General features: G+C 37.8%; 14 protein-coding genes. 11 read left to right on the top strand and 3 right to left on the bottom strand.

The annotated features are described in order from the left end of the window. Positions 1 to 15: 15 nt before the first annotated feature. Positions 16 to 3,495: a DNA polymerase III subunit alpha gene (dnaE, locus tag WMO13_RS07210; RefSeq protein ID WP_026879018.1), complete on the bottom strand. Its 3,480-nt coding sequence runs from the start codon at positions 3,493 to 3,495 to the stop codon at positions 16 to 18. Positions 3,496 to 4,135: 640 nt separating this feature from the next. Between dnaE and WMO13_RS07205 the strand changes: the two genes are divergently transcribed. The 10 genes from WMO13_RS07205 to WMO13_RS07160 all read left to right on the top strand — a co-directional run bounded on the left by WMO13_RS07205 (position 4,136) and on the right by WMO13_RS07160 (position 15,729). Further along, positions 4,136 to 5,383: a capsule biosynthesis protein gene (locus tag WMO13_RS07205; RefSeq protein WP_051396239.1), complete on the top strand. Its 1,248-nt coding sequence runs from the start codon at positions 4,136 to 4,138 to the stop codon at positions 5,381 to 5,383. 301 nt (positions 5,384 to 5,684) lie between these two features. Beyond that, positions 5,685 to 6,800, top strand: coding sequence for a hypothetical protein (locus WMO13_RS07200; protein ID WP_026879017.1), 1,116 nt, complete (start codon positions 5,685 to 5,687; stop codon positions 6,798 to 6,800). 43 nt (positions 6,801 to 6,843) lie between these two features. After that, a complete protein-coding gene (locus WMO13_RS07195; RefSeq protein WP_026879016.1) occupies positions 6,844 to 8,004 on the top strand; it encodes a polysaccharide biosynthesis/export family protein in 1,161 nt (386 codons plus the stop codon). Between the two features lie 24 nt (positions 8,005 to 8,028). Beyond that, entirely contained in the window at positions 8,029 to 8,823 is a 795-nt protein-coding gene (locus tag WMO13_RS07190; protein ID WP_034855776.1) for an ABC transporter permease, read from the top strand. After that, on the top strand, positions 8,820 to 9,479 hold the full coding sequence (locus WMO13_RS07185) for an ABC transporter ATP-binding protein (protein ID WP_026879014.1): 660 nt from the start codon (positions 8,820 to 8,822) through the stop codon (positions 9,477 to 9,479). Before WMO13_RS07190 ends, WMO13_RS07185 begins: the two co-directional genes overlap by 4 nt. Before the next feature lie 60 nt (positions 9,480 to 9,539). Then, positions 9,540 to 10,484, top strand: coding sequence for a KpsF/GutQ family sugar-phosphate isomerase (locus tag WMO13_RS07180; protein WP_026879013.1), 945 nt, complete (start codon positions 9,540 to 9,542; stop codon positions 10,482 to 10,484). 9 nt (positions 10,485 to 10,493) lie between these two features. Beyond that, complete coding sequence (gene kdsA / locus WMO13_RS07175) at positions 10,494 to 11,342, top strand: 3-deoxy-8-phosphooctulonate synthase (RefSeq protein WP_026879012.1); 849 nt, start codon at positions 10,494 to 10,496, stop codon at positions 11,340 to 11,342. A gap of 19 nt (positions 11,343 to 11,361) precedes the next feature. Continuing rightward, positions 11,362 to 14,802: an HAD family hydrolase gene (locus WMO13_RS07170; protein WP_026879011.1), complete on the top strand. Its 3,441-nt coding sequence runs from the start codon at positions 11,362 to 11,364 to the stop codon at positions 14,800 to 14,802. A 19-nt stretch (positions 14,803 to 14,821) separates the two neighbouring features. Further along, positions 14,822 to 15,406: an acyltransferase gene (locus WMO13_RS07165; RefSeq protein ID WP_026879010.1), complete on the top strand. Its 585-nt coding sequence runs from the start codon at positions 14,822 to 14,824 to the stop codon at positions 15,404 to 15,406. A 26-nt stretch (positions 15,407 to 15,432) separates the two neighbouring features. Further along, positions 15,433 to 15,729: a hypothetical protein gene (locus WMO13_RS07160; protein ID WP_026879009.1), complete on the top strand. Its 297-nt coding sequence runs from the start codon at positions 15,433 to 15,435 to the stop codon at positions 15,727 to 15,729. Positions 15,730 to 15,737: 8 nt separating this feature from the next. Here WMO13_RS07160 and WMO13_RS07155 read toward each other — a convergent pair whose 3' ends face one another. Continuing rightward, entirely contained in the window at positions 15,738 to 16,745 is a 1,008-nt protein-coding gene (locus tag WMO13_RS07155; protein WP_342386827.1) for an IS30 family transposase, read from the bottom strand. Between WMO13_RS07155 and WMO13_RS07150 the strand changes: the two genes are divergently transcribed. Then, positions 16,744 to 17,346: a hypothetical protein gene (locus WMO13_RS07150; RefSeq protein ID WP_342386826.1), complete on the top strand. Its 603-nt coding sequence runs from the start codon at positions 16,744 to 16,746 to the stop codon at positions 17,344 to 17,346. The two genes, WMO13_RS07155 and WMO13_RS07150, sit on opposite strands and share 2 nt — an antisense overlap. 4 nt (positions 17,347 to 17,350) lie before the next feature. On the opposite strand, the gene WMO13_RS07145 is transcribed toward WMO13_RS07150, so the two are convergent. Beyond that, positions 17,351 to 18,106: an IS5 family transposase gene (locus WMO13_RS07145; RefSeq protein ID WP_342386815.1), complete on the bottom strand. Its 756-nt coding sequence runs from the start codon at positions 18,104 to 18,106 to the stop codon at positions 17,351 to 17,353. Positions 18,107 to 19,106: the final 1,000 nt, after the last annotated feature.

Raw genomic sequence — 19,106 nt, 5'->3', positions numbered from 1 at the left:
TTCTTTCTCTATCAATTATTGACCATAACCGATGGTAAATCGTAAGTTATGATAAAAGTTGCGTTTTAATTCTGTAAGTATCGTCTCTTGCGGTAAAATGCGGAACTCTTCTAGTTGCAAAATACCGGCACTATCCGGGCTGTGATATTTGAAGATAAGCTGTAATCCATTATCATCCCGATACGGAGTGAGCTGCGCAAATAGTTGGGCTAAATCCTGCGGTGAAATAGGCTTATGATTTTCGATCATCAGATATTTTGCATGACGTTGACGCATCGATTCTAGAGAGTGAAGCGCCGTTGCCCGTAGCGTCATGGCATTGTTGAAGGAATCCCAATTGTAACCTCCTTGAATAAAGAGGATCGTATCATTCTCAATAGGCGCTTCGAAACTTTGAATCATCTCTTCAAAGAGACGAATTTCAGCCCGCGAACGTCCATCATCGAGCACAACAAAATAGAGCTTATTGCCAGCTTTACTGATGCGCGTATAGAAAGCTGTCACTAAACCACCAATCATGACACTATCATCGACAGCCCTTGAGTGATATTGCGGTTCCGGCATCTCCTTGAGTTTCGTCAAAGAGGTTGTAGTCATCGCTTCAATCTCTTGGCGATATTGATCTACAGGATGTGCGGTAAAGAAGAAACCTAATACCGATTTTTCATCATGGAGCAGCTCATTATCGCTCATCGGAATTGCAGGTTGTAAGCTGTATTGGGGCTCCTCCGCCGGCATATCATCAAATAGCCCGAAGATATCCCCTTGACCTGAAGATTCATTTTTACGATGTTGATCGGCAAGACGAATCGCTTCCGGCATGGTTGCTAATAACTGCGCACGATAAGCCGCCCGATCACTCACAGTTTTTAGATTAGGCTCTAAACAATCTAATGCGCCGGCGCGTATGAGAATTTCGATAGCGCGTTTGGATGTTTTAGAGAGATCCACTCGGCGACAGAAATCAAATAGATCACGATATGGACCATTCTCTTCCCGTTCTTCGATTAGTTGTAGCGCGGCTGCTTTCCCATATCCTTTGAGCGCGCCTAAACCATAGATAATTGCACCGGCTTGATTGACGGTAAATTGATAGCTCGATTCATTCACACTTGGGCGAATAATCGGAATCTTCATCTCTTTCACTTCATCAATAATGATGATGATCTTTTCAGTATGATCGAGATCCGCCGAGAGTACTGCCGCCATAAATTCAGCAGGATAATGTTCTTTGAGATAAGCCGTTTGATAAGAGAGTAGGGCATAAGCCGCCGAGTGCGATTTGTTAAAGCCGTAACCTGCGAATTTTTCCATCAGATCAAAGAGACGACCGGCTTTTTCTGCATCAAACCCTAAAGTCTCTGCACCGGCCATAAAGAGTGAGCGCTGTTTCTCCATCTCTTCCGGGAGCTTTTTCCCCATCGCTCGGCGCAGTAAGTCCGCACCGCCTAAGCTATAATTCCCGATAATTTGGGAGATCTGCATCACCTGCTCTTGGTAGACAATAACCCCATAAGTGGGTTTGAGTACCGGCTCAAGCTCAGGAAATGGGTAGATCACCTCTTCTCGACCATGTTTACGATTGATAAAGTCCTCCACCATCCCTGATTCTAGTGGCCCTGGGCGAAAGAGGGCTACTAAGGCGATGATATCTTCAAAGTTATCCGGCTGTAACCGGCGAAGAAGATCCTTCATCCCCCTTGATTCTAGCTGGAAAACCGATGTGGTTTGGCAAGCTTTGAGGAGTTGAAAAGTGGCTTTATCATCAAGAGGCATTGTGTGAAGATCCACTTTAATACCCCGATTATACTCAATATTTTTGAGTGCCCAATCGATAATGGTGAGCGTACGTAAGCCTAAGAAGTCAAATTTCACAAGGCCGGCCGCTTCAATATCATCTTTATCATATTGTGTGACGAGCGCCGCTGATCCTTCCTCACAATAGAGTGGGGAAAAGTCGGTTAATTTAGTCGGTGCAATCACAACGCCGCCGGCGTGGCGACCCACTGATTTGGATAATCCCTCGAGCTGTTTAGCGAAATCGATCAGGATTTTAACCTCTTCATCCTCTTTATAGAGATCAAAGAGTTCCGGCTCTTGCATCAATGCTTTTTCGAGGGTAATGCCGAGATCCATCGGGATCAGTTTGGCGATACGATCGACAAAACCATAAGGATGCCCCAACGCGCGCCCTACATCTCGAATCACCGCTTTAGCCGCCATTGTCCCATGGGTTGCAATCTGTGAGACCGCTTCCCGTCCATATTTATGGGCAACATACTCAATCACACGATCTCGGCCTTCCATACAGAAGTCAACGTCGAAGTCCGGCATTGAGACCCGTTCAGGATTCAAAAAGCGTTCAAAGAGAAGATCATAAGGTAGCGGATCAAGATCGGTGATTTTAAGTGCCCAAGCCACAAGGGAACCTGCCCCTGATCCACGTCCTGGACCTACAGGAATCGCATTATCTTTTGCCCATTGAATAAAGTCGGCAACGATCAGGAAGTAACCCGGGAAGCCCATATTATTGATGACATTTAACTCTGTATCGAGTCGCTCCCAATAGTGCTGATTCTCCTCTGTTTTCGCACCGATACGCTCTTCTAATCCTTGGTAAGATTCCGCGCGAAAAAACTCTTCAATAGTCATCCCCTCAGGAATGGGGAATGCCGGGAGTTGCGGTTTATTAAGAATGAGCTCAACCGTACAACGTTTCGCCAGTTCCGCACTATTGATCATCGCTTCGGGAATATCATGAAATAATGCTTCCATCTCGGCAATGGAGCGCAGATATTGTTGCGGTGAGTAGTTTTTCGGGCGATTCGGATCGAGCATGGTATGCCCTGATTGAATACAAGTGCGGATCTCATGCGCATCAAAATCGCTCTCCTGCATAAAGCGCACATCATTAATGGCAATCACCGGCAGTTGCAGTGATTCTGCAATCGGTAATACTTCTGTAATAAAGCGCTCATCATTCTCTTGCCCGAGACGTTTAAGCCCAATATAGAGGCGATCAGGAAGAAAAGCGGAGAAATGTTGTTTCAGTAGCGCAGTAGCACTTTCGGTACCTTGATTGAGTAGCGCTCTGCCTACCGGACTCTCTTTGGCGACAATGACAATCAGCCCGTCAGCGTATTCCTGCAGTTTCTCATAAGTAATATGCGGTACACCGCGAATCTGATGACTACGATAACCATAGCTTAAAAGCTCCGCAAGATTGAGATAGCCCGTATAATTTTGCGCAATAATGGTGATTTTACCGAGATCATCATTCCCCTCTGCTAAGAGACAATCGGAGCCAAAGATCGGTTTAATCCCCGATTGCATCGCTGTTTTATAGAACTTAATAGCCCCAAACTCATTGCCAAGATCGGTGAGTGCCACCGCGGTCATTCCCATCTCTTTAAGTGCACTAAAGAGCGGTTTGATGCGGATAATACCATCCACAAGGGAGAATTCAGTATGAAGATTAAAGTGTGTAAATGTCATAAGTTATACAGTTTCTTAGTGCAGATATTCTCTAAAAGATGACTCAAAGATAACTCAAAGACCATGTTGCTCTATGATCTAGATGATCTGTTTAATATAGATCTATTTTGGTCTATCTCATTGGTCTATCTCAGTTTAATCGATTTAAAGTTTGTGCTGTTTAAGTTTGTTGATATTGAGTAGGTAGAGGCTCATAAAAAATGTAGATGATCGTACTGATACATTTTGAATGCTATTTCTAATATTCGCTAATCTGACATTCATCAAGTTCCTTCAATCGAAGTTAGTCAAAACCTTTGACCTACGGATAGTATCTCTCGTAATCCTATGTCGTATAGAAAACAATAGGAAGCAATAATACCATAAACAGCAATTGAATAAATTGCAGCCTGTTCATTGTAGAATGATTTTGATCTGGAGATTCTAAAACTAGATATTTTGTGATTTAATGTTGCATTCAAAGAAAAAGATGATTAAATTATGTTGCTATTTGTTTGGAGCCCCCGATAGATAGCTTCAGATAAGTTAATAAATGAAATAGATAGTTAAATGATAGGGATATATAGATACTCTAGCATTTCATAAGAGATTTAATCGGATTCACCATCTTTGTTTTTGAACGTGATAGGAAATTACTTTAGTGCAGAATTTTTATAGCTACTGGCAAGAGTTTACAGATAACTCACAGAAGATTCTTCTGCTACAGGGGCCTGTGGGTCCTTTTTTCCTTAATCTCAAACACTATTTGACCGTAAAATGTGGGAAAAGGGTCTTCAAAATTAATTTTAATGGCGGAGATGATTATTACTATCCTGTAGCCGAAGATGCGCTTAATTATCGAGGGACTGTAGCACAATTTGAACATTTTCTATCGGAGTTTATTGAAAAGGAGCAGATTGATGCAGTCGTCTGTTTCGGTGATAACCGTATCTATCATAGGATCGCACGGGATTATTGCATGACGGTAGGTTGTAGTTTTTGGGCTTTCGAAGAGGGCTATTTACGACCTCATTATATTACTTTTGAGAAATGGGGCGTTAATTATAGTAGTCAAATTGCGCGGGATGCAACTATGTATGATGCGACCTCTTCAGACTTTGTTTTAGCCGGAAAATTGAATTTTAAGCGCTATCAACCCCGCCCTGTTGCTTCTGGATTTTGGAAGCGAGCTGGTTTTGCAAGTCGTTACTATTTTGAGCTTTGGAGACAAGAAAAAGCCTTTCCTGCTTATCAGCATCATCGAGAAAAGCGATTATATATTTATGCAAGTGCTTGGTTAAAAGCGGGATTCTCTAGTTTTATACATGGTTTTAAAGATCGAAAAATAGAGCGGCAAATAGTCAATAAAACGCTCGCACCATTTTTTATCTTCCCCTTACAAGTACATAATGACAGTCAAATACGGCAACATGGACGAGGGAAGTCAGTATCACAGCATCTACGCTCCGTGATCAATTCTTTTGCCGAGTTTGCACCACAAAACACCCATTTAGTGATCAAGCACCATCCTATGGATAAGGGGTTTAGCGATTATAGCTGTTTTATTAAAAAGCTAGCGAAAAAAAGAGGTGTTTATGAACGGGTGCATTATGTCTTTGATGTGCCGATGCCGATATTTTTGCGCAAAGCGAAAGGGATGGTTGTGGTGAATAGTACAACGGGAATCTCCGCATTGATTCATAGCCTACCGGTCAAGGTCATTGGAGATGCACACTACGATATCCCCGGGCTTACAAGCCGGCAATCGCTCGCCCAATTTTGGCAGAATCCAGAATCACCCAATCATGAGAAGGTCGAATATTATTTACACTATCTCCGAGCAATGACTCAATTGAATGGCAGTTTCTACCATAGAACACTCACGATTGCAGAATTTAACACAATATAAAATGTTATATCGTGTTTTTAGCTCGTGTCACATGTGTTATCTAAAATTATTTAACATTAAGGTTACTTTTTTTACAAAAAAAGCGGTAGAATGCTCAATTTAAAATTGTATTTATAGCTGTTTTTTCTTGTTGAGTTATTGTTGGCTATTAAATGTATATGATATTAAATGGGTTTTACCTTGATTAATTATTTTTAACTTTTTAAGTTTTTTGTGAAAATATTTTATTTGAACGAGAATTTTACAGGTCTAGATGTTTTATATTGGTTGAATAAGTTGTTGAATGAATTAAAAGAGAGATATGAAACGATTTTTGATAAAAATTTTTCAAAAGAAGTTATTGGTCGGCATGGTCATTATCCCATTTGCTATCGTCTTGCTGTATCTTCTCTTTTTTGCGACAAATCGTTATGTCAGTAGTGCTCAAGTCGTTGTTCGGCAGCAAGATAGCGGGCAGCAAGGGGCTATTCCTGGTTTAGCTCTGTTAATGGGAGCTGTAGATCCTGTCTCTCGAGAAGATACGCTGTATTTGAAAGAGTATATCGTTTCCCATTCAATGTTGGCGATCTTAGAAGAGAAGTTAGATTGGACCTCTCACTATTCTGGAAAGTGGTATGACCCGCTATTTGACCTTTCAAAAAATTCAGCGCAAGAGGATAGAGTCAAGTTTTATCAAAAAATGGTGCGCACCAATTACAATGAGACAACAGGACTGTTGACAATTGAGGTTGAGGCATTTGAGCCTTCCTATGCCGAGTCCATATTGCAGGAGATATTAGTAGAGAGCGAAATATTTGTGAATAATATTACACGCTCTATGGCAGATGAAAAACTCGCCTTTTCTCAAAGAGAGCTTATTACTGCAACTGAACGCTATGAAGAGATGCGCGCTAAAATGGTCTCATTTCAAAACCAACATCAAATCTTAAGCGCTGAAGTTGCTGTTGAATCTGTCAGTCAAATTATTGCTACTTTAGAGGCCTCTATTGCTACAGAACAAGCTAAATTAAATGGATTAAAGAGTCGCTTAGCAACGAATGCGCCACAAATTAAATCTCAAGAAAATAAAATCAATGCGTTAATTGCACAATTAGAAGCAGAACAACGCCGGGCCACTGCAGGTGAGTTCGATACTGCTGAGGTGCTTAATACCGTTACATCGGAATATCGACGATTACAGGTCGATGTTTTAGTTGCGGAAGAGCTCTATAAAGCAAGTTTGGCGGTAGTAGAAAATGCAAAATTAGAGACGATTCGTAATATTAGAAGCTTAATTGCAGTCGTTACCCCGAATCTACCGGAAGAAGCAGCTTATCCGCGCAGAATATATAACCTAATTACAACCTTGATCGTACTCCTCCTACTATATGGTGTGAGTTGTTTTGTGATCGCATCTATTAAAGATCATCGTGAATAGTGAAGACAACCACTAAGCACATTTATAATGAGGAAAATTAACAATGATTCGACCTTTAACTTTCGAATATCACGCTCAGATCAAAAAAGTATTGCAAATCTCATTATTGCTAATACCTTTTGTTGTAGTGGGGTGCTCTGGTACATTTTCTGCCGCAGGGCCTAGAGCAGGTGCGATTATTAACCATTCGAATAAATCTGTAGAGGGGGCACCTATCCTTGAAGGTGGGTATCAATTTGTAGAGTTGAAACCGACAACGGTTACCGCATTTATGCGCCCTAAAACAACACAACTTAAAAGTACTGTAAGTAAGCCTGTTATTCCAGAATTAAGATTAACGGCAGGCGATGTCATTCGAGTCATGATTTCAGATAGTGCCGAAGATGGTGCATTATTTGCACCGCTTGCAACAGGAGGAACCGTCTTTGAAAAGGTCCGCCTCAATAGCCAAGGAATAATCTCTCTTCCTTATGTGGGAATGGTGAACCTCAAAGGTCTAACCGTGATGCAAGCGGAGGCGAAAGTACGAGATCAATTAAAACGTTATGTATCTGATCCTCAAGTATTTATCAATATCACTGGTGATCTCGGGGGTTCTATTTTGGTGGCGGGCGATGTCAATAAGCCAGGACGTTACTCTACTTTAGAAGGACCTTTAACGTTACTAGATGCGGTTAATCTCGCGGGTGGTCCTAAGTTAGAACCATATCTAGTTGATGTGGTTGTAAGAAATGGCCAACAAGTCCATCGTTACAATTATGAGGATCTTTTAAATGGAATGAATCATCCGATCGCTGCGAATACCGAGGTCGTTGTTGAACGAGCGAGAAAACGTTTTACCGCGATGGGAGCCGTACAGAATCCCGGCTTGCATGACCTTCCTTCAAAAAGCCCAACATTACTCGATGTACTAGGGACTATTGGTGGGCTTAATGAGCAGAAAGCCAATGCAACCGGCATCTTTATCTTTAGACTATCAGATGGCATGACCTTTGATCCTAAGACCAATGTGATTACCGCTAAAGAGAAGCCAATAGTCTTCCAATTAAACATGAAAGACCCAACTGCACTATTTGTTGCGCAGCAATTTCTGGTTCAACCAGAGGATGCGATCTATGTGACGAATGCAGCAACATATGAATTTCAAAAGCTTATTTCACCTATTATCCAAGTGTTAGTCTTGGGTAATGCGGTGAGTAAGTAGCGCTATTGCACTAAGTGACAGAATATGAGCACGGTCAATAAACGATCCCCTTTCCATATAATGCAAGATGTTATTTTTGCATTGGTATTGCGTGAGTATTTAACCCGCTTTGGTAGTCGAAGAATGGGTGCTTTTTGGATGCTCTTTGAACCGATCGCACATATTGGCGTTATGATGTTTATCTTTACAATGATTAGAGCGCGCTCTGTGCCTGGAATGGATTACCCCATGTTCTTTTTGACAGGGTTAATCCCTTTCTTTCTGATGCGCGATATCATCTTTAAGTTGATGGACGCCATCGGAGCTAATCAGGCGCTTTTTGCTTATCCTAACATCAAAATTTTTGATACATATGTCGCTCGAGTGTTAGTAGAGATCTCTATCTCTTGCGTTATTTATGGGATTTTTATCTTTATCTTCGGGTTTTGGATTGGGTATAACGTGCTAGTTGCTTACCCATTATCATGGCTCTACTCACTTTTAGTCGCGATTTTATTCTCTTTCGGCTTAGGCATAATTCTCTCCGTAGTAACCGTTGTAATGCCTAACCTGAAGAGCTTTATTCGGCTCTTATTCCTGCCGATCTATCTAATATCTGGCGTGATATTTCCATTGTGGATTATCCCCGAACGCTATCTTTCTTGGGTACTGTGGAATCCTTTCGCTCATTTTATTAGTAACATTCGGGAGTCAGTCTTTGAAAACTATCCCATGATTCCAGGTGTTAGTCAGATCTATCCATTGATTTGTACCATTTTTGTACTCTTTATCGGCCTAGGGCTCTACCGTATCCGTCGGCAGAGATTATTAATAAAATGATCAAAATTGAGAATATTACTAAATCTTACCTGCATCATAAAGCCGGGCGGAAGTATATCTTCAAAGAGCTCTCTTTTACGATTCCTGATGGGAAAAATGTGGCCATTATTGGAAAAAATGGGGCAGGTAAATCCACGTTAATGAATCTATTAGCAAAGGTAGATTCACCAGATAGTGGAAGAATTATCAGCGATAAAACGATCTCCTGGCCCGTTGGATTAAGTGGTGGCTTTCAAGGTTCGCTGTCAGGGCGAGAGAATACCAAGTTTATTGCGCGTACTCAAGGGTTTAGAGGGGAGGAATTGCAAGAAAAAGTTCGTTACGTCGAGGAGTTTGCCGAGATTGGTGACTATTTTGATCTCCCCACTAAGACCTACTCCTCCGGAATGCGCGGGCGCGTCGCCTTTGGTTTGAGTTTAGCCTTTGAGTTTGATTACTACATCATCGATGAGGCAATGTCTGTCGGTGATGCCCACTTTAAGAAGAAGGCGAGCCAAGCCTTTAAAGACAAAATCGGTAAGGCAAATATCATCTTAGTCACCCATGGAATGACACAAGTAAGAACTATGTGTGACCTTGTCATTATCTTAGATGATGGCAAAGCCGAGATATATGAGGATGTAGAGGAAGGGATTAAGGTTTATCAAAGTTTGTAATATTTCAATTTTATAACAGGTGGCTTAAGTGCCGCTTTTGCAGAGGTTTTTTTTAGTCTTATGGTAAATAGCTTACAAATTGTAATGGATGCGGTTACAGATCAAATCGGTATTTTAAAAAAATGGCAAGAGAAGCTAGTGGATAACCACAATATTGATCAGGCTATTGATCTGATTCTTGCATGTGAAGGACGGACTATTATCTCTGGCGTTGGTAAGTCTGGCTTAATTGGTAAAAAAATTGTTGCAACTTTTGCTTCTACTGGTACACCGAGTTTTTTTCTGCATCCTACCGAAGCCTTCCATGGTGATTTAGGGATGATTAAACCTTCCGATCTTCTTATTTTGATCTCTTATAGCGGTGAAACGGATGAGGTCAATAAGCTTATTCCTAGCCTTAAAAGTTTTGGCAATAAAATTATCGGTATCACCGGAAAAGCAGACTCTACATTAGCAGAGTATAGCGATGTCTTTTTAGATATCGGTGTTGAGCGGGAGATCTGTCCTAATAATTTAGCACCAACATCTTCAACATTGATTACCCTTGCATTAGGTGATGCGCTTGCAGTTGCGTTGATGGAGCAACGTGATTTTAGAGCGGAAGATTTTGCCCGCTTTCATCCCGGCGGTAGCTTGGGGCGTAAGCTTTTAAGTCGTGTTGCTGATTATATGGTTACAGATAATCTCCCTTTTGTCGCAGAAGATGCCAAACTTTCTGAATGTCTTTTAACCATGACAGATTCAAAAAGCGGTATCGCCTTTGTTGGAACTCCCAATAATTTAGTGGGAGTTATAACAGATGGCGATATTCGCCGTGCTTTGGTGAGTAATGATATGAGCATGAGTGTTACTGCGAAAGAGATTATGACAACAACCCCTCAGACAACAGTGGCAGAGACCTACCTGGTTGAAGCTGAAGAGCAGCTAAAACAGAATAAAATCCGTTCTCTTGTCGTTATGGATGGTGAGAGCGTTATCGGTCTATTTGAACAACCCACATCTTAGGAGTAGGTAATGACAGTAGTAAAAGTCGGTGAGATAGAAGTGAGTAATGATGCCCCCTTTACCCTTTTTGGTGGGATTAATGTTTTAGAAGATCTCGATAGCACACTTCGTGCTTGTGAACATTATGTAAAAGTGACAGATGAGCTAAATATTCCTTACGTCTTTAAAGCCTCTTTTGATAAAGCGAATAGATCCTCCATTCATTCCTATCGCGGCGTGGGACTAGATGAAGGAATGAAAATTTTTAAAAAGCTTAAAGAAGAGTTTAATGTACCGATTATTACAGATGTTCATGAACCTTATCAGGCAGAGATAGTGGCAGAGTATGTTGATGTATTACAACTCCCTGCTTTTTTAGCAAGACAGACAGACCTTGTTGTTGCGATGGCTAAAACAGGGCGAGCAATCAATGTAAAAAAACCACAATTCTTAAGCCCATCACAAATGGTCAATATTGTCGACAAGTTTAATGAGGCAGGGAATAATCAGGTAATTCTCTGTGAGCGTGGTAGTTGCTTTGGTTACGATAACTTGATCGTTGATATGTTAGGCTTTGGTGTTATGAAAAAGGTGAGTAATAATGCTCCTATCATTTTTGATGTCACCCATTCACTCCAACAGCGCAACCCCGGCGATAAAGCCTCCGGCGGTAGAAGAGAACAGATTGTAGATTTAGCTTTAGCAGGAATAGCGACAAGAATTGCAGGCCTGTTTTTAGAGGCGCATGAAGATCCAGATAGAGCAAAATGTGATGGGCCTAGCGCTTTACCTTTAAGTTTATTGAAAGATTTTTTAGTGCAATTATCTTTGGTTGATACTACTGTAAAAAGTTTTACGGCTATCAAAATAGAGTCATAGAAAGAAAAGGATAGAGAAGATGAATATTTTATTTTATTTGGAACCAGGTATTGAACATGGAAATCCATTTTTTAGATATGCGACTCTAAGAAACTCACTAGTCCCTCAAGCTAAAAGTTTAAAAGATCATACTATAACTTTATTGACAAGTGAGCATTTGGCCGAAAAAGCAGTTATTGATCGATATGCTGAGCATTTTGATAGGGTTGTTGGAGTGAATTCTTTAGATTTAAATTTTGGGGAGTGCACTTATAGTCGATTGATGAAATATCAAAACAACGATATGTCTGTAGAAGACAAACAAGGCTTAAAAAAGTTATTTGAAGAAGCTTTGGGGGAAGACTATCAACCCGATTTAATAATAATATGGGAGAGTCCCTCATATTTTTTTAAAGAATTATATCCTAATAGTAAAGTTTTACATCAAACTCCAGGTTTTTTTTCACGAGCCCCATATCCTGGAATGATATTGTTTAATAGTAAGTTATTAAACGATGATAAGAGTTTCTATTTAGAAAAGATAGGCACTATTAAAAATGAAGAACTTAATGGATTAGATGATTATCGCAATGATATGAAAGAGTTTTTAAAGGAAATATCACCTTTAACTCACCAAATATCGGTATTACGTAATAAATTTGAACGTATTGTACTCTTCCCCTTACAGATTGATAACTATTTTATGATTAATAGCTGTTTAGAAAAGGGAATTACTCAGTTTGATTTATTAATTGAAGTCTTGAAAAATACGCCAGAGAATATTTGTATATTGGTTACAAATTATGTCTCAAAAGATATTCAAAGTAGTGTCCTCAGTAAAGAAAGCATCGCCCTTTTAAGAAAAAACTATCCTAATTTTATTTATTTGGAGGAATGTGATTCTATTCCCTCAGTGTCACAATTTATAGTTCCATTTATTGATGGTGTTATAACAATCTCATCATCTGTTGGGTATCAAGCGGCTTTTTATCAAAAGAATTTATACTTGCTAGGTGGAAGAAATCAACTAACGATTTTTTCATCTAATAATACCTTATTGGGTTTTTTTAATGATATCAGTAAAGATAAAATTAATAATAAAGATAAGGAGATTTTGGTTAACTTAAAAAATAAAAATTTACCTACAGCTTTAATAGATAAGGATTTTTATTCTGATTGGTTAACAGCATATGTTAAAGATGAGAGTATTTCACCTTGGTTAGAAAATAACATATTTGAGGTATTATCCTTTTATAATAGAAAAGATGCTTTGTTAAAAGATTTGAGTTTGTACAAAAATGCGACTAAAAATGTCACAAATGATTTTTGCAATGAATTAAACGAGATAATCAAAAGGTATGATGTTATCTCTTTTGATATATTTGACACCCTTTTATATCGACCTTTTAAGTCACCCTCAGACTTATTTAAGTTTATTGAGCCGGAAGTACATGAAATACTTTCTGATAATACAATTGATTTTTATCATTTGAGAAGAAGTTCAGAATCTATTGCTTTTACAAAAGCAGTAGAAGGGGGGAGAGGCGAAATAACTATCGATGAAATATATAATCAACTAGCTTCTCGATTAGACATCAGTGATGAATTGAAAAAGAAGTTATTAAATTTAGAGTTAGAAACTGAGTTTAGGTTTTTATATCCTAGAAAAAGTGCATTAGCAGCATTTAAAGAGTCTGTTGCTAGTGGAAAGACTGTTATCTTAATATCAGACATGTATTTGTCAAAAACCTTCTTAGAAAAGGTTTTGAATAAAAATGGATATAAAGGATATAAAAAATTATATGTTTCGTCAGAGTGTGGAGTCAAAAAGCATAGTGGTAAGCTGTTTGATTATGTTCTACAAGATTTAAAAGTACCAGCTAAAGATATTCTTCATATAGGCGATAATCCAATTGGTGATATTAAGCAAGCGAAAGCAAGAGGACTAGCTACTTTTCATTTAGAAAAAGCTATTGATTTGTTTGGGCATAATAGTGCTTATATCCGTCCTTGGAAAAGAGATGAAACTAACCATTCATTAGACTGGCGTATTATTTTATCAATTTGGGCTCAAAAAGTTCATGATAACCCTAAAAAGATTTATCGTAGAGGGACTGTGTTTAACGGTAGCACTTGGGAGTTAGGTTATATGGGGCTTGGGATCTTACTGCTAGGATATTCCAAATGGCTAATTGAGAATTCAATAAGAGATGGGATAGATGTACTCTATTTTTTAGCCAGAGATGGCAAAATAATGAAGCAAGCTTATGACTTATTAACACCATTATATCCGGATGCCCCTAAGTCTGTTTATATGCTTTGTTCGCGTAGATCAATTAATTTGTCTAAAGTAAAGAATTATTCAGATATTCTAGACCTTCTATATGTTGATTTTGCCCATAATGTTACTTTAGGTCATCTTCTAGAGAATAGATTTGGATTGAATTATGAAGATATCGATGAAGAATACTTGCGAGAGCAAGGTTTAAGTTGGCGTACTAAATTAACTAAAGAAGATCTGCCTCGGTTGAGAAATTTAATGGGGCATTTAGAGCATAAAGTTTTAGATGTAGCGAGAGTGGAAAGAGAAGCTTATTTAGAATATCTCGCTAATATAGGGTTACTAGACTCAGATAAAAATATAGCTGTGGTAGATATTGGATATGCAGGAACGATGCAACAGTCATTGTACCAATTAACTAATATTAAAATCTCAGGATATTACTTAATTACTTTTAGAAAAGCACTGGAGAGATTAAAGAATAATGGATTGAAATCTTCAGCATATTTAGCAGAATTCATTGATAGGCATGATACTTACCATCCTTTTTGTCGGTTTGTTCCGCTATATGAAACACTATTTAGTAGCACAGATAGTAGTTTTATTAAAATGGTTAAAAATTGGGATGGTGAGTTGGTGCCAGTTTATATACCTCCCACTTCTTTAGAAGATAAACGTAAAAAGTTTGTATCTGAAGTGCATGAGGGAGCCTTAGAGTTTTTGACAGATGTTGTTTCAATTATGAATCACGAATTATTAAAAATGGATGTTGAGCAAAATAAAACTTTGCGATTGCTAGATCAATTGTTTCATGATCCACATCCTAGAGATGCGAAACTGTTTCTAGGGATTACTTTTGAAGACGCATATGGCGGAAATATGGAAAGAAGTATCTTATCTGAAAAAGTAACTATAGATGGCACAGGAGTGTGGAGAAAGGGTGTTCAGGTATTGACCGAGCATAATAAAAATAGTAGAGAAACAATAAAATTTGAAGATAAAACTTCAAAAAGCTACGCAGGTTTAATACATCCAATGCATCTGAATAGAAAAGTTACTCAAAAATGGATTTATTACTTAATTACAAATTTTGTTACTGAAAATAAAAAGCGAAAATTCCTCAAAAATCCACAACTGTTCTTCCATGACTCGAAATCTACGTTTATAAGAATTTTGGGAAAAAAATATTTAAAAGATTAAGTAGTAAGAGGGAAATACTATGAAGGTAACAGAAGAGGGGAGTAATAATACTATTACTGATTTATCTAATACAGATCATTCAGTTAGAGTTATTATCAGAGGATCTAATAATAATATAACTATTTATGAAAGTTGCAATATTAGAAATATGTTAATAGATATATCAGGGGATAATAATACACTTGTTATTAATCGCAGATGTTCTTTAAGAGGTAGTATTTATATTAGGCACGGAAGTAAAGTCACTATAGGAAAATGTACTTCTTTTGTTCAGGCACTGTTATTCGCACTTGAGAAGTGTCATTTATCTATCGGAGAGTACTGCATGTTTTCTTCTCGAGTATACATACGTACAAGTGATGAACATCCTATTTTTGACTTGAAAAATGATGAGAGAATAAATCCGGCTAAAGATGTAATTATCGGAAATAAGGTCTGGATTGGGGACAACGTTACTATCAATAAAGGTGTTAAAGTTAATGATGGTAATATTATAGGTGCTTGTAGTGTTGTTCTTAAGTCTTTAAAAGAAGTTAATAGTATATATGCAGGTACTCCAGCAAGACTAATTAGAACGAATGTATCATGGGATAGGTACTTATAAAGTGTAGCTTAAAAGGAGTTGTTGATATGCTTGATCAAAATGAAATACAAGATTTAATAGAGTGCAGTCATGGACATTTAAAATTAATCACTACAACTGAAGGCAGTAAGAAACTAATTGTTGTTTTTGGACCTAAGGGACATTTTAATAATTTATTTTTCTTAGAGAAACAGCTTGTTGAGTTAGATGAAAATGTTTTATTTTTTAATTCTGAAAAAGATAATTGGTTTGTTGAATCACAAAGTTTTTTGGATGATGAGAGTGTAATAAGATCGGCCCAAAAGCTAGAAGAATTAATTAGAAGCTTGAGTTCCAATTTCTAACGCAACAGTTAATGTTTCGTCATCTGAGTAGCTTCATATTCCTTGTGAAATAGTTCTGTAATAACTTCGATAGGCGATCTAAAATTAAAGCGTTTTCGAGGTCGACTATTGAGTGATAGCGCTATTTCATCAAGCTCTTCCTGACTATGAATAGAAAGATCTGTCCCTTTGGGCAAGTATTGTCGTATCAAACCATTGATATTCTCATTACTCCCTCTTTGCCAGGGGCTATGGGGATCACAAAAGTAGATAGCAACTCCCGTATTTTGCGTGATCTGAGCATGATAAGCCATTTCTTTCCCTCGATCATAGGTCATTGTTCGTGCAAATGTTAAAGGTACTCGATTGAGTGCTGCGCTAAACCCTATAACGGCAGAGGTTGCGGTTGCATCTTCCATTTTGATTAACATAACATAACCACTAGTGCGCTCAACTAATGTGCCGACAGCTGAAGCGTTGCCTTTTCCTTTGATCAAATCACCTTCCCAATGTCCAGGTGTTAAACGATCTTCAACTTCTGGAGGACGTAAGTGAATACTTACTAAATCAGGAATTTGCCCTCTTCTATCCACAGTTCCTTTTCGGGGTTTTCGTGTGGTACGTCCTTGCCTTAAACATTGGAGTAATTCTTTTTTTAATTGGCCAACGGGTAAAGCATACAAGGCATTGTAGATTGTTTCTTGGCAAACATAGTAACTAGAATTAGCCATCTTTTTAAGTACCCCGGATATTTGTTCAGGAGATAATTTAGCACGTAAACACTGTTCCACAAAACCAAATAAGACCGTTCCTGGCGTTAGTTTTTCATCAGGGGCGCATCTCTTTCTAGCTTGTAAATAGGCGTACTGTGCCTTTGTTGCAGCATAGTGATCTTTATCCTCAACTCTTTTTAACTCTCTGGAAATTGTCGAAGGCGATCGGTTTAGCTCTTTAGCAATGGTTCGAATACTTTTATTAAGTTGTATACCAACTTCAATATTGATCCGTTCATTAAGTGATAATCTTGAATAGTTCATGGCAACATTTTACTCCTTAAGTAAGTGTTGCGCTAGGAATTGGATTCCGCCAAGTATATGCACATTATATGGTTTAAAGGAAATAGTTATTTTAGGTTATTCTATGGGGGCTTATGGAGCTATTATTTATAGTTCAATTATGACCTTTGATATCCCTCAAAGGATACTTCTTTTCGGACCTAAAGTTAACTTATATTCTAGAAGAGTTAAGAAGGTATACGAAGTTCTTAGTAATAATAAATACAAAGAGTTGTATGATATAGCAGATTGTATATCTGAGTTACCAGACCTTAAATATAAATCATTTATATTTGTTTATGGGGAACAGGATTTGCTAGATGCTGAAAGCATTATGTTTTATCAAAACTTATTTCAGAAAAAAGGTAATATTAATTATAAAATATTTTCTGTTTTGAATTCGGGTCACGAATTGTTCCGATCGTTTAAATTAGTGGGGTTACCGAAAGTTTTACGTCTTATCTTTAATGGGTCTTTTCCTGATGAAATAAAGCAAGGAAGTATGCACAAAAAGCTTGTATTGAGTGACTTGGCTAAACTTAGAAAACTACAAGGAAAAGATAGGATAAATAGGGGCTGTTGAACATTCATAACTTCAGCCAAATATAGGCACAAGCTAAAGCAACGTTGTTTTCATAATGTTGTTTTAGCTTGTCATATCTTGTTGCTATACTTCTAAAATGTTTCAGCCTTGCAAATGCATTCTCCACTAAATGCCGAGTTTTATAAATATGCCAGTCCATATGATTATTATTCGTAAGAGTATTCCTCTTTTTAGGAATAATAGCTTTAGCTCCTTGATTTATAATATCTTCTCTAAAACTCTCAGAATCATAACCTTTATCTGCACTAACGTAATCTGTCGTATTTAAATGAACCCTGCTAAGTAGCTCTGGAGCGACCTTGATATCGTGGGTCGTTCCATCTGTTACGATAAATTCACAGGGATTACCGCAAGCATCTACGATCATATGAATTTTTGAACTATTTCCACCAACACTTTTAGATATTGCTTGAGGATTATCTGCGGTTGCTCCTGTGCTATGCTGGTGAGCTCTAATGTGAGTTGCATCTATAAACAGCCATTCATAGTCAACATCTTGTGATAGTTTTTTAAATAATTTCAAGAGCTTGTTATTTTTAGACCAACGACTAAAAGTTTTAAAAATAGTATTAGGTCGCCCAAATTGCTCAGGAATATCCCTCCAAGGAACACCTGTTCTCATTCTAAATAGAATACCCTCAACGATATTTCTTAAATTTGGTTTGTCATAGATATTCAAATCTAGGAGAATAGGCTTCAGTTTCAGCCATAGTTTATCTGTAAGCATGGTTCGAGACATAGCGAGAGGTAGGTTTTTTTTGACGATAATATTCTACCGCTCGCTTTTTTTATTTTGAACTGCAATGTTCAACAGCCCCTAATCTTTCTCTATTAGTAGAGAAATATCCAGATTTCTTTCAAGCTTATTATGAAATTGGTCACTATTATTACTTAAAAGAAAATACAGAAAAATCCCTAAAATACTTATTGCTAGCATTTAATATTTTTGATATTGATTATAAGGTTAATGATTTATTATTTAAAATATATATGAGGATCGATAAATATGCAGATGCTATTGTCCACGCTGGATATCGTTTGAAAAGTAAAGAGTTACTAGCAAATAGAGGAAATAAAAAAGCAGATATCTTTTTAAAGAGTATACTTGAAGATATAGATCGCCCTGTGTTAAATTGTAATCCTCCCCTTTTTAGGGCTATTTAAAAGTAGAAGGTTTCTCTTTTATTTCGTAAGCCGTAAGCTTACGAAATAAAAGAGAGCCAGGACGTACATTAAGTATAATGCAGAGGTACCCGGGTGTATTGTTGAATATATTAGCTGCAACTACTTGTTTTAGCAATAGTTATAAGTTGATAGAGCTATATTTTAAGATGAGTTTAGGGATGTTTGTATGAGCTTATAATGGGTTCGTTTTTAGAACTATCGCCGGCACGCTCATCCTCTATCCTACCTATCTCAATATTAATACCGGCAAAATTACAAATGCCACCATCACATTACAAGCGCTAGTGACCGAACGCAATCGACAGAAAACAACCAAACTCAAAACTACCTATTGGGGCAGAAGGTGGCAACAGTTGAAAGGCTTGGTAGGGGGGATGATTAGTAGATGAAAGGGCGATAGAGCAAGCTGCAATATAGATCTTAACAATTCGCAATTTTTTGACTTTTACCACAAATAACAATATGTCTTTTTAAATTTATATATAATTAAACTTATTTTATTAAGCTTATATTTTTAGCTTATTATAAAAACCATTTCCTAGGTACATTCAATC

It is taken from the genome of Ignatzschineria larvae DSM 13226 (assembly GCF_038500265.1).
In the GTDB taxonomy this organism is placed as follows: domain Bacteria; phylum Pseudomonadota; class Gammaproteobacteria; order Cardiobacteriales; family Wohlfahrtiimonadaceae; genus Ignatzschineria; species Ignatzschineria larvae.
Note: the sequence above shows the minus strand (reverse complement) of the source record. Positions and strands in the feature narration are given on the sequence as shown.